Annotated in this window: 9 protein-coding genes; 5 read left to right on the top strand and 4 right to left on the bottom strand. The window is 74.2% G+C overall.

From position 1 onward, the window contains the following. Window positions 1-155: 155 nt before the first annotated feature. The 3 genes from NJ376_RS16975 to NJ376_RS16965 all read right to left on the bottom strand — a co-directional run bounded on the left by NJ376_RS16975 (window position 156) and on the right by NJ376_RS16965 (window position 3,584). The gene (locus tag NJ376_RS16975) at window positions 156-917 is read right to left on the bottom strand and encodes an SDR family NAD(P)-dependent oxidoreductase (RefSeq protein WP_252954473.1); all 762 of its coding nucleotides are present in this window, start codon (window positions 915-917) and stop codon (window positions 156-158) included. A gap of 3 nt (window positions 918-920) precedes the next feature. Then, the gene (locus NJ376_RS16970) at window positions 921-2,225 is read right to left on the bottom strand and encodes an alpha-hydroxy acid oxidase (RefSeq protein WP_252954472.1); all 1,305 of its coding nucleotides are present in this window, start codon (window positions 2,223-2,225) and stop codon (window positions 921-923) included. A gap of 84 nt (window positions 2,226-2,309) precedes the next feature. Next, window positions 2,310-3,584 (bottom strand): hypothetical protein, encoded by a 1,275-nt coding sequence (locus tag NJ376_RS16965; RefSeq protein ID WP_252954471.1) that lies wholly within the window; start codon window positions 3,582-3,584, stop codon window positions 2,310-2,312. A 255-nt stretch (window positions 3,585-3,839) separates the two neighbouring features. On the opposite strand from NJ376_RS16965, the gene NJ376_RS16960 reads away from it, so the two are divergent. The 4 genes from NJ376_RS16960 to NJ376_RS16945 all read left to right on the top strand — a co-directional run bounded on the left by NJ376_RS16960 (window position 3,840) and on the right by NJ376_RS16945 (window position 10,095). Beyond that, entirely contained in the window at window positions 3,840-5,300 is a 1,461-nt protein-coding gene (locus NJ376_RS16960; protein ID WP_252954470.1) for a glycosyltransferase family 4 protein, read from the top strand. A 443-nt stretch (window positions 5,301-5,743) separates the two neighbouring features. Then, window positions 5,744-6,670: a hypothetical protein gene (locus NJ376_RS16955; protein ID WP_252954469.1), complete on the top strand. Its 927-nt coding sequence runs from the start codon at window positions 5,744-5,746 to the stop codon at window positions 6,668-6,670. Beyond that, on the top strand, window positions 6,667-7,806 hold the full coding sequence (locus NJ376_RS29370; RefSeq protein WP_252954468.1) for a glycosyltransferase: 1,140 nt from the start codon (window positions 6,667-6,669) through the stop codon (window positions 7,804-7,806). The genes NJ376_RS16955 and NJ376_RS29370 overlap by 4 nt, the downstream gene beginning before the upstream one ends. Window positions 7,807-8,130: 324 nt before the next feature. Continuing rightward, window positions 8,131-10,095 carry an alpha/beta hydrolase domain-containing protein gene (locus tag NJ376_RS16945; protein WP_252954467.1) on the top strand — a complete coding sequence of 655 codons (1,965 nt, stop codon included), beginning with the start codon at window positions 8,131-8,133 and terminating at the stop codon, window positions 10,093-10,095. 267 nt (window positions 10,096-10,362) lie between these two features. Here the strand turns inward: NJ376_RS16945 and NJ376_RS16940 are convergent, their stop codons facing one another. Further along, a complete protein-coding gene (locus NJ376_RS16940) occupies window positions 10,363-11,352 on the bottom strand; it encodes a polysaccharide deacetylase family protein (protein ID WP_252954466.1) in 990 nt (329 codons plus the stop codon). Window positions 11,353-12,188: 836 nt separating this feature from the next. On the opposite strand from NJ376_RS16940, the gene NJ376_RS16935 reads away from it, so the two are divergent. Then, window positions 12,189-12,394 (top strand): transposase (locus NJ376_RS16935; protein WP_256476410.1); only part of this gene is annotated, 206 nt, incomplete at its 3' end.

Genomic DNA, 12,394 nt, shown 5'->3' with positions numbered 1-12,394 from the left:
GTCGAATGACTCCCGGGGTCCCCGCGGCGCCGCGCAGCGGCGTCGTGGGGAGCTAGAGCAGATCGCCGTAGGGCGGCATCGCCCGACGGCGTGAATCTGCTCTGCAAACAAAGGCGTAGAGCGTTTTCGGTGAACGCATGTAAACCGAAAACGCTCTAGGCTGGCGGCAGCCGTAGCGCGCCGTCCAGCCGGATGGTCTCGCCATTCAGCATCGGGTTGCCGCAGATCGCCAGCACCAGCCGTGCGTAATCCTCGGCCAGGCCCAGCCGGTGCGGGAAGAGCGTCAGCTTCACCAGCGCCTCCCGCGCCGGCTCCGGCAGCCCGGCCAGCATCGGCGTCTCCATCAGCCCGGGCGCGATGGTCACCACGCGGATGCCGGTCTTCGCCAGCTCCCGCGCCGCCGGCAGGGTCAGGCCGATGACGCCCGCCTTGCTCGCGGCATAGGCGCATTGCCCCACCTGCCCCTCATAGCCGGCGATGGAGGCGGTGTTGACGATGACGCCGCGCTCGCCATCCGGCGAGGTCGCGTCATTCGCCTGCATCCGCTCGGCGGCTAGGCGCATGACGTTGAAGGTTCCTGTCAGGTTGACCCGCAACACCTTCTCGAACAGCGCCAGGTCATGCGGCCCCTGCCGCCCGACCACCCGCGCCGGCGGCGCGATACCGGCGCAGCTCACCGCCAGTCGTAGCGGGCCGAGCGGGGCGGCCGCGTCCAGCGCCGCCGCAACCGCCGCCGCATCCGCCACGTCACCCGCCGCCGCCACACCACCGATCCGCGCCGCCACCGCCTGCGCCGCTTCAGCGTTCAGGTCGAAGACGCAGACCTTCGCGCCCGCCGCCGCCAGCGCCGCCGCCGTCGCCGCGCCGAGGCCGCTGCCGCCGCCCGTCACCAGCGCCGCCGCGCCCGCCATCTCCATCGCTCAGCCCCCCCGCACGCGCCGCAGGAATTGCGGCCCCAGCTCCTCCAGGGAATTGATCCCGAGCATCGCCATGTCGCGGTGGATCTCCTCCCAGAGCAGGGTGATGGCATGGCGCAGCCCGGCCTCCCCGGCCACCGCCGTGGCGTAGAGGAAGGGCCGGCCGAGGAAGACGAAATCGGCGCCGAGCGCCAGCGCCTTCAGCACATCCGTCCCGCGCCGGATGCCGCCATCCAGCAGCACCGCCATGCCGCCCGCCTCGGCCACGATCTCCGGCAGCACCTCGAGCGGCGCGACGGCGCCGTCGAGCTGCCGCCCGCCATGGTTGGAGACGATGACGCCATCCACCCCATGCTCCCGCGCCAGCGCCGCATCGGCCGCCGAGAGCACGCCCTTGATCAGCAGCTTGCCCGGCCAGCGCTGCCGGATCAGCGCCAGATGCTCCCAGGCCAGCCCGTCCCGCCGCCCGACGGCACGGATCAAATTGGGCGAGAGCACCGGCGGGCCGCGATCGGCATCCATGTTCTCGAAATGCGGCATGCCATGGTGCCGGAGCGTCCGCAGCGCGGTGCCGAGCAGCCAGCGCGGATGGCTCACCCCTTCCCAGAACAGCCGCGGATTGGGCCGCAGCGGCAGGGAATAGCCGTTGCGGACATTGTTCTCCCGGTTGGAGGAGACGGGGACGTCCACCGTCAGCACGAAGACCTCGTAGCCCGCGGCGGCGACGCGGTCGACCAGCGGAATGATCCGCCCCGGCTCCCCGGGCAGATAGGCTTGGTACCAGGCGCCCGGCCCCGCCGCCTGCACCTCCTCCAGGCGAATGAGGGAGGAGGCGGAGAGGATCATCGGAATCCCCGCGGCATGCGCCGTGCGGGCGAAGACGATGTCGCCGCGATAGGCCGAGAGCGCCGAGGCCCCCATCGGCGCGATGCCGAAGGGCGCCGCGTAGCGCCGGCCGAACAATTCCATCTCCGTATGCCGCGGCTGCACATCGACCAGCACCCGGGGAAGGAAGGCCCAGTCCTGGAAGGCATCGCGATTCGCGCGCAGCGAGGCATCGGTCTCGACGGCGCCGGAGACGAAGCCGTAGAGCATGCGCGGCAGGTGCCGCCGCGCCGCCCGCTCGAAATCCTCGAGGCTGAGGAACCGCGCCAGGTGCCGCGGCACGCCCGGCGCCGGCCGCGACGCGGCGCGCACGCCGCCCGCCGCCGCGCCTGCCGCCGCCTCGGCGGGCGGGGCCACGCCGCCGACCGGCTGGCCCAATTGTTCCTCATGCGGCGCGCCGCGCGTCTCGCCCTCGGGCGGCATGGCTTCCTCCACCGACTCTGCTTGCCGCGCCAAACTCGGGCGAAAGCCCGGCCGGGTCAACGCGCGGCCCGGGGAGGGGCCTGCCTATTCCTCGTAGAGGAAGGTGACGCGGGAGACGGCGATGGAGAGCAGGCGCGTATCCTGGCTCTGCCCGTCCCGCGCCGGGCTGCCGCTGGCGCGGCTTTCCAGTCGCAGCAGGCCGAAGGCAGAGGGCGGCGCCTGCGGGGTGACGCGCAGCAGCCAGCCATGGCTGCCGCTCGGCATCGCCGCCAGCTGCGCCGGCGCCATATCCAGCCAGGCCTCCAGCCGCGGCTCCGGCGACCGGTAGAGATGCCGGATGTGCAGCAGCACCGCCGTCACCGGCCGTTCCGGGAAGGGGTTCACCACCGCCCCGGCTTCCATCATCCAGCGGAAGCTGCCGTCCTCGGCATCCTCCGGCGCGTGCCAGCCGGCGGCGAATTGCTCGGCGCGCGGGCCGAGATCCTGGCGCCGCCCGGCCGGGGCCGGCTCGGCCGCCACCGGCGCCAGGGTGCCAATCAGGCCGAGCAGCGCGGCGCGCCGGTCCGCCGCCGCGCCGCCCGGCCCGGCCAGCCGGTCCAGCAGCAGGGTCGCTGTCGCCTCGATGAAGGCGTCGATCCGCTCCTGCTGCAGCCCCATGCGGGTTTGCAGCGCGGCCTCCAGCGCCGCCTGCCCGGCCGCCATGGCCTGCTCCAGCCGCTCCAGCCGCGCCTGCAGCCGCGCCAGCTCCGCCTCCGCCGTGCCGGCCCCGGCGCGGGACCAGGCGTAATGCGCGACCGGCGCCTCCCGCCCCGCCAGGTGAAGATCGACGCTGAGCCCCGCCTCGGTCAGGTCGGCCGGCGACAGCGCCAGGGCGAAGCGGATGGCGCAGCCGCCCTCCGGCCGCGGCACCGGCGGATCCGCCACCACCGCCCGCGCCAGCGCGCCATTCACCCGCGCATAGAGCAGCGGATGCAGCAGCCCGTTCGCCGGCTCCACCAGCGTGCCGCGCAGTACGCCCTGGTCCAGCCGCAGATCGGCGATGACGGGCTGCGGAGGGCCGAGCAGCACGGCCGCGGCGGCGGCGCTCTCCAGCCGCCAGGGTGCGGCCAGCTCCGGCCCTTCCGGGCTCGCGGCGATGCGGATCTCCGCCGGCAGCGGCACCAGCGGCAGGCGATGCACCGGAATCTCGAACTCCGCCCCCGGCGCCAGCGCCGGCAGGGTGGCGGCGCCGATCTCGACGCCGGCGAGCAGCGCCTTCACCTCGCCGCCCTCCCAGCGCTGCAGGCAGCGCAGCGCAAGGCCCCGCGGAGCGCTGCCCAGCACCAGCATTCCGTCGGTGGCCGAAAGCGTTCCGTGCATGCGGCACCGCCGCTACCATGCGGCTCCGCGCGGTTGCAAGGGCCGGCACGCCGGGGGCGGAAAGCGCCGTCCCGGCGGCGCGCTGCCGCCCCGGCCGGGCAATGTCCGCCGCCGCAGGGATCCCGGTCGGGGACGGCGCCCAAGCCGGCGGCGGGCCGGCCGGCGCTGCATCGCGGCAACCGGATGACGCCGGGCCGCCGCGGAGGCAGGATGGGCCGGCGCCGGGCTTGGCTGGCGTCCTGTTGAACGGATCGCATGGCCGGCCTGCCTCGCCTCACCGCCTTCACCCCGCTGCCGCCGGAGCGGAATGGCATCGCCGACTATGCTTGGCATCTGCTTGCCAGGCTCGCGCGGCACTATGACTGCACCGCCGCCTGCGAGGATTGGCTGGCGGAGGCGCCGGACGGGGTGGCGGTGACGGATGCCGCGCTCGCGCATCGCGGCCTCGCGCCCGGGGACCGCGTGCTGCACCAGCTCGGCAACAATGCCGGCCATGGCTTCGTGTTGCGGGCGCTGCGCCGCCTGCCCGGCATCGTCACCCTGCACGATCCTGGCCTGATGCACCTGCATGAGGTGACGGGGGAGGGCACGGCGGCGATCCTCGCCGGCATGGCGGCCGGCGGCTGGCCGGGCCTCGCCGCCCGCTTCGGCCGGCAGCTGCGGGACCACGGCCTCGCCACCCGCGCCAACCATCTGCTCTTCGACCTGGCGGGGGAGGTGCTCGCCGCCTCCCGCGCCGTCATCGTGCATTCCCGCTTCGCGCGGGAGAAGCTGCGGCTCTTGCACGGAGAGGCGGCGACGGCGCATGTCGCCGTGGTGCCGCATCTGCTCCCGCCCATCGCCATGCCGGCGCGGGCGGCGGCGCGCGCCCGGCTGCGCCTGGCGCCGGAGGAGGTGCTGGTGCTCACCGCCGGCTTCGCCACCGCGCCGAAGCGCTTCGACTGGCTGATCGCCGCGCTGGACCATGCGCTGGCGCGCGGCGCGGCGCTGCGCTGGATCCATGCCGGGGCGGAGCGGCCGGCGGAATACGCGCTGTCCCGCCACCTCGCCGCTGTGCCCGCCGTCGCGGCCATCGCCCGCACCACCGGCTACCTGCCGGAAGCGGCGCTGAACGACCACATCGCCGCGGCGGATGTGCTGGTGAATCTGCGCTTCCCCTCGCATGGCGAGAGTTCCGGCTCCATCGCCCGGGCGCTGGCCGCCGGCACCTGCTGCATCGTCTCCGACACCGGCGCCTATGCCGAGCTGCCGCGGGAGGCGGTGCTGCACATCCCGCTGGCCGATGCCGTGCCGCGCCTCGCCGAGGCGCTGATCGCCATCGCCGCCGCGCCGGAGAAGGCCTGGGCGATCGGTGCCGCCGGCCGCCGCCATGCAGAGGCCGAGCTGGACCTGCCCGGCATCGCCCGCGCCTATGCGGCGGTGATCGAGGCGAGCCGCGACCGCCCGGTGGCGCCGCCCTCGCCGCCGCCGGCGGAGCCGCCGCTCGTCATCCTGCCGGCCTGGCCGGCGCCGCCGCGGCAGGAGGTCGAAGCGGCGCTGCGACAGCAGCCGGGCCCCTGCCGCCTGCTGCTGGAGGTGCCCGGGCTGGAGGCGCTGGCCGAGCTCACCCTCGACCTGCCCGGCCTGGTCTCCGGCCTGCTGCCGCCGGAAGCGCGGCTCCGCGCCCTGCGGGTGCAGGAGGGCACACGGCCCGGCCTGCTGCTGGAGCTGGGATGAGCGCCGCGTCCCCCGCTTGCCACCCAATTCGCGGCTGGCGCTGCCGCCGCGGCTGCTCGGCACCAGCCAGCCGGAAGCACGGCGCCTTCCCTGGCTACGGGGGTGGCCTGAGCACCATCCCACTGGTCGCCGCGCTGTTCGGCCGCACGGCGCCGCGGCTGCGGCTACACGATCTCGGCCTGCCGGAGCCACGGCGCCTTCGCTGGTTGCGGGGTGGCATGAGCGCCACGCCGCTGCTCGCTGCGCTGTTCGCCGCATGGCCCGCCGCCGCGGCTGTTCGACCTCGGTCTGCCGGAAGCACGGCGCCTTCGCTGGCTGCGGAGGGGTAGGATGATCGGTGCGTTCCTGCTCGCCGCGCCGGCCCGCCGGTTGGCGCCGCCGCCATGGCTGCTTGGTCCGGGCCTGCCGGAAGCGCGGCGCCGTCCCTGGCTGCGGGGGACGGAATGAGCGCCGCCCCCCTGCTCGCCGCGCTGTTCCGCCGCATGGCGCCGCCGCCGCACCTGCTCGATCTCGGCCTGCCGGAAGCACGGCTCTTCCCCTGGCTGCCGGGGGCGCTCTGCGGTGTCGCCGAGGCGGCCGCGCTGCCGGCGGCGGAGCGCGCCCTGCTCGCCGGTTTCCGCGATGCCACAAGCCGCCGCCCGCCCTTCGGCTTCGACGCCGCCACCGATGCCGCGCTGCTGGCCGGGGCGCCGGCCGCCTGGGGCGGGGAGGGGGACCGGCTGGTCTGCCTGCCCGGCCCGCCGCCGCCCGTCCTCGCGCCGCTCTGGCAGGGCGGCGCCTGGGCGCTGCTGCGCGCCGGCCAGGCCGGCTGGGCGGGCGCCGATCGCGGCCGGATCATGCTGCTGGCCGGCACCGCCGAGGCGGTGGAGCAGTACGACCTGCTGCTGCCGGCGGCGCGGCTGGCCGAGGTGCTGGACCGGCTGGAGGCCGCCAGCGCCGCCCTGGCGGCGGCAGGCGGGCCCTGGCGCATCGGTTGCCGGCGCATCTCCGCCCGCCTCGGCAGCCTGACCCTGCTGCGGGAGGCGGCGGGGCGGCCGGGCCTCGCCCTGGCCGCCCCCGCGCTTTGGCATGACGGGCCGCAGGCGCTGGCGGGGAAGGCCCTGCCGCTCGCATCGCCTGGCCGGCTGCGCATCCTGCTCGGCAGCCTGCCGTGCGGCCCGGCGCGGCTTTCCGTCCGGCTGCGCGGCGGGGCGCCGCCCGTGCTCTTCCTCGGCGGCCGGCGCCTGGCGGCGACGCCCGTGCCGGACCCGGACGGCGCAATGCGGCTGGAGGCGACGCCAGAGCTCGCCGGCGGCCCGGCCGAGGTGCTGGGCCTCGCCACCCTGCCGGGCCCGGCCCCGGCGCTGCTCGGCCTTGAGGTGACGTGGTGAGCGGGGCACCGCAGCCAGGGCGGCGGGCGCCGCGGCTGCTGGTGGTCTCGCCCATCCCCTCCCACCCCGCGGACCAGGGCAATTCCGCGCGCATCCAGGCGCTGGGCGCGGCGCTGATGCAGCGCGGCGTGATCTGCGATTTCCTCTACTACGCCACCGAGGGGCTGAGCCCGCCGCAGCGCGCCGCCATGGCGGGGTTCTGGCACGCCCTGCATGTGGAGTCGCCGGTGCCGACCGGCCGCATGTCGCATCCCGGCCTCTGGGGCCTCGACGATTGGTGCGCCCCTTCCCTGGTCGAGCGTGTCGCCGCGCTGTGGCGCGCCTGGCGCTACGATGCGGTGCTGGTGAACTACGTCTGGATGTCGGCGGTGCTGGAGGCGGTGCCGGACTGCTTTCGCATCCTCGACACGCATGATCTGTTCGGCGACCGGCACCTCGCCGCCCGGGCGCTCGGCCTCGACCCCTCCTGGTTCTTCACCTCGGCGGCGGAGGAGGGCAGGGGGCTCGACCGCGCCGATCTCGTCCTCGCCATCCAGGCGGAGGAGGCAGGAGTGCTGCGCCAGCGCAGCGCGCGGCCGGTGGCGGTGGTCGGCCATATGCCGCCGCTGCGCTTCCTGACGGCGCCGGAGGCGGCGGCGCCGCAGCACCGCTTCGGCTATCTCGGCAGCGCCAACCCGTGGAACGCCGCCTCCGTCGCGGCGCTGGAGGCCGCCTTCGGCGACCGCCCGCTGCCCTGGCTGATCGCCGGCCGCATCCTCCGCCGCCCCGAGCTGCTGCTGCCCAGCAACCCGGTGCGCATGCCGGAGGTGGCGGATGTGGCCGGGTTCTACGATGCGGTGGACTGCGTGCTGAACCCGATGACGGGCGGCACCGGCCTCAAGATCAAGACGGTGGAGGCCCTGGCCTATGGTAGGCCGGTGCTCGGCACGCGGGACGCCTTCGCCGGGCTGCCGGCCGAGCATCCCGGCCATTCCGCGCCGGACGCGCCGGCGATGGTCGCGCTGATGCGGGAGTATCTGGCGAGCGTGGCGTTCCGCCATGGCCTGCGCCGCGCCTCCCGCCTGCTGGCGCTGCGCTATGCCGCTGAGGTGGCGGCCGCGCATGACGCGCTGGCCGCACGGCTGCACCGCCTCTAGATCCCCGCGACGTTGCTGCGCAACGCTGCGGGGGCCCTGGGGGAGTCGCTGGCGGCCGGCATCTAGCACAGCCTGCCGCGGCAAAGCCGCGCTAGGTATCGGGAGATCCGGTTGCCCGGTCTCGCTCAGCGAAGGCGTAGCCCGCGCTTGTGGCGCCGCACCGCCCCGGGCGCCATTCGGCGGGACAGCGTGTTGAGGATGCCGCGCAGCTGCACCGCGCCACGCGTGGCGAAGTCCTTGACACGCTGTCCGCCGCATGGCCGTTGCTGGCGCTGCACCCGGCGCCATCGAAGGCGCCAGGGGCGCGCCCGCAGGGAGGGAGCGATGGAATTCGAGCTGCTGGAAAGGCTGCCCTTCGCCGGCGGCCAGGAATTCGACGCCACCGGCGCCTATGAGCTGCTGCTCGGCCGCCTGCACTACGCGGTGGACCCGCGCGACCCGCGCAACGCCCCGATCACCGACCTGCACCTCGCCCCCACCGGCCCGGATGGCCGCATCCGCTTCGCCGGCGACCTGCAGATCCTGAAGCCGGTGGACCTCACCCGCGGCAATCGCCGCCTGTTCTTCGACTGGGGCAACCGCGGCAACAAGCGCTGCCTGCAGTATTTCAACGACGCCGCCGCCTCCAACACCCCGCTGGCGCCGGAGCATGCCGGCAACGGCTTCCTGATGCGCCGCGGCTACAGCATCGTCTGGGGCGCCTGGCAGGGCGATCTGCTCGCCGGCAATGGCCGCGTGCTGCTGGACGTGCCGAAGCTGCCAGGCATCCGCGGCCTCGCCCGCGCCGAGTTCATCGGCCAGGAGGGCGTGAACACCTTCCCGCTCGGCGTCTATACCTCCACCTACGCGCCCCCCGCCGTCGAGGGCGGCCGCGCCACCCTGACCCGCCGCCGCTACCCCTGGGACGCGCGCGAGGAGGTGCCGCAAGCCGAGTGGTGCTTCGGCCGCTACGAGACGGGCATGGGCCTCGAGGTCTTCGGCCGCGATTCCATCATCGCCCCCTCCCGCACCCATATCCACATGCCGGCCGGCTTCCGCCCCGGCTGGATCCATGAGCTGGTCTGGGAGGCGGAGGCGCCGCTGGTCCTCGGCCTCGGCCATGCCGCGGTGCGCGACGCCGTGTCCTGGCTGCGCCATGCCGAGGCGCCCGCCAACCCGCTGCACGGCGCGGTGGAGAAGGCCTATGGCTTCGGCCGCAGCCAGACCGGCCGCGCGATCCGGGACTTCCTCTATCACGGCTTCAACGCGGACACCGCAGGCCGCCGCGTCTTCGACGGGCTGATGCCGCATGTCGCCGGCGCCGGCCGGCTCTTCACCGGCCGCTTCGGCAACCTCACCGTCCCCGCCGGCCAGCACTATGAGGACCACGACAACCCGGCCGACGCCTTCCCCTTCAGCTATGCCGAGACCACCGACCACCTGACCGGCCGCACCGACGCCATCCTGAAGCGCCCGCAGACCGACCCGCTGGTGCTGCACAGCCAGAGCGCGACGGAATACTGGCAGCGCCGCGGCAGCCTGGTGCACAGCACCACCACCGGCGAGGACCTGCCGCAGCCCGACACTGTCCGCATCTACCATTGGTGCAGCAGCCAGCACGCGGCGAATCCACGCATGGGCCGGCCCGCCCGCGGCCCCTTCGCCAATCCGGAGAATGTCGTCGCCACCAGCATGCTCTTCCGCGCCCTGCTGGATGCGCTGGATGCCTGGGCCACCCATGGCACGCCCCCGCCCGAAAGCCGCATGCCCCGTCGCAGCGACGGCACCGCGCTCGGCTTCGAGGCATGGCGCGCCCGCTTCCCCGCCATCCCGGGCGTGGCGCTGCCGCAATCGCCGAGCCGCTTCGAGCTGTTCGACCACGGCATCGAGAACGGGGTGATGACGCAGCTCCCGCCACGCCTCGCCGACGCCACCGGCTACACGGTGCTGCTGCCCGCGACCGATGCCGATGGCAACGACCTCGGCGGTGTCCGCGCCCCGATGGTTGCCGCGCCGCTCGCCACCTACACCGCCTGGAACCTCCGCGCCCGCTTCCATGGCGCCGGGGCGCTGCACGAATACACCGGCAGCACCATCCCCTTCCCGGACACCGAGGCGGAGCGCCTCGCCACCGGCGATCCGCGCCCTTCCGTGCAGGCGCGCTATGGCACCGCCGAGGGCTATGTCGCCGCCATCGCCGCGTCCGCGCAGGCGCTGGTGGCGGAGCGGCTGATGCTGGAGGAGGATGTGCCGCGCTGCGTGGCGGCCGCGGCGAATTGGGGCGCGCCGCGGCACGAGGTCGGGCTGTAGCACCATGCGCCGGTGTCCCGGTTCCGGAGTCCCGCGGACCCCGGAAGCGGGACACCGGTCCTCCATCCGAGTGGCCTGCTCGCCCGCTCCCTTCGCTCGAGATCCGGTGAACTTCGCGGGCAGGGCACTCGGCGGCGGGCCGTCCGCCACGCGCCCGCGGACCACCCGGCCGCATGTGCCGCGCCGGTAGCGGCAGGGCGCCCGATCCGGCCCGGCCGATGCCCCAGCCGCCGCCCCCGGGCCGGTCGCCAGGGCCGTCGCCGCGGCTCAGCCCATCACGCCGAGCTTCCGCAGCAGGTCGGCGCCATGGCGATAGACGCCGCTCACCCGGCCATCGAAGGCCACCGGGTCGATCTCGATGGGCGCGGCGACGCGCGGCAGCAGGTACATATGCGGGCTCTCGCCTGAGACCGGCCCGTCCACCGTCGCCACCGCCGTCCGGTAACCCGCCAGCTCCGCCAGCCCCGCATCCCGCGTGCCGCAGGCCCGCGGATCGCCATAGGGGTAGGCGAAATGCTCCACCGGGGAGTCCAGCAGGTTCTGCAGGTAGGTCCGGTTCTCGGCGATCTCCCCGGCCGCCGCATCCTCCTCCAGCACCGCCACCGCGGCGTGGCTGGTGGTATGCCCGCCGATCGTCACCAGCGGATGCTGCGCAAAGCGCCGCAGCTCCTCCTCCTGCAGGAAGTAGCGTTCGTTCAGGCCGCGCAGGCAGATGCCGTAGCGCGCGAAGGTCGGCCGCAGCGCGTGCTTCCGCCGGTAGTCGAAATGCACCCACCAGCTCGCCTCGGACAGCGCCTCCCGCTTCCGTACCGCATCCGGGCAGTCGAACCGCTTGCCCAGCGCCTCGATCTCCACCGCATCGTGGCGCAGGAACAGCGCCCGCAGCCCGAGCCACCAGGAATACATCTCCCGGTTCACCGCCGCGGTCGGCACGTAGCAGGTCAGCGGCACCTGGTGCCGCTCCAGCACCGGCAGGGCATGCGTCATGGTGTCGCGGAAGCCGTCATCGAAGGTGAGGGTGACGAAGCGCCCGTCGCCACGGCGGCCGGAGGCCAGCCGCTGGCGCGCCTCGTCCATGCTGACGAAGTCCCAGCCCTCGGCGCGGAGCCAGCGGATCATCCAGTCCAGCGTCTCCGGCGGGCAGCCGGTGTTCAGCTCGGCGGCCGGGTCGTCCTGCACCTCGTGCAGCATGACGATCAGCCCCTGGCCTCCCAGCCACCGGCGCATGGCGGGCATGGCCCCGCAGGCGCGAAGCATGCGCGTGACCGTCCTGGGCAGTCGCTCCTTCAGCATTGCCGCATCCCTCTGCTGCCAATCGGGTGCTGCGGCGGGCACAAGCAGGGGCATGCGGGGCGCGTATTGCCTCCCCACTTCTTCCACTCCTGATGCTTCAACCGCAGCGTTGGTGGTGGTGCCGACAACGAATTGCCGATTTGAAATGTTTCGGAAAGGCCACGCTTCGGTGAGGCGGTTGAAGCATCCGTGAGTTGAAGAAACTCAGGACGGCCGACGCCTACGGCGCGCCGGCGACGGGGATGTGGCGCGCCTGGCGCCCTGGCTGGGCCGGCGCATGCACAACCGAGAATAGGCGTAAGCCACGAACGACACCACCTGAAGTTATCGATAGCGGCCAAGCCGGCCGGGGCAGGATCGACGGGCGCCGGCCTGGCCAGGGGCGGGTCGCTTCTCGGTACCCGCGGGCCGGGCGGCGTCGCTCGCCGGCCCCGGCCATGGCCGGGTGGCATTCGCGGGCAGGATCCGGCTCGGAAAGTCTGGACCTCCGGGCCGGCATCGCGCCGGGTTGGGGTGACGGCCGCGCCGGGATCGAGGGCATGCTGGCTGCGCGCCTATGGACCGAGGTCGGTCAGCATTCGCGCGGCCGGCATGAGCCGCCTGGGTCACTCCTGTGGCGCGGCTCGCCGCCTCTGGCAGGTGTGCGGCTGTCCCAGGCCGGGTCCCGGCTTCGTCCGCCATGGCTTCCTTGCGCCGCGGCGAATGTTCGTGTTATGTTCCGATCAACACGGAGGCGAAGGATGGTCCCCCACCGCCACACCCCCAGCCGCCCCTGGCAGCCGATGAGCGACGAGGAATGACTGGCCCTCGCGCCTTACGTCCTCCGCCGCTCCGGCCCCGGCCGTCCCATCCCGGAACTCCGCCAGCGGATGGACGCCATCTTCCACCTCGCCTGCAGCGCCGAGCCCTGGCGCGCCCTGCCGCCCGCCTTCGGCAAGCCGGACACCGTCTCCCGCTGCTTCCGCCGCCTGACCCATGCCGGGCTCTGGCAGCGCCTGCTGCGCGC

It is taken from the genome of Siccirubricoccus soli (genome assembly GCF_024178315.1).
Lineage (GTDB): Bacteria > Pseudomonadota > Alphaproteobacteria > Acetobacterales > Acetobacteraceae > Siccirubricoccus > Siccirubricoccus soli.
The sequence above is the reverse complement of the archived record's forward strand: the minus strand, read 5'-3'. Positions and strand labels throughout refer to the sequence as shown.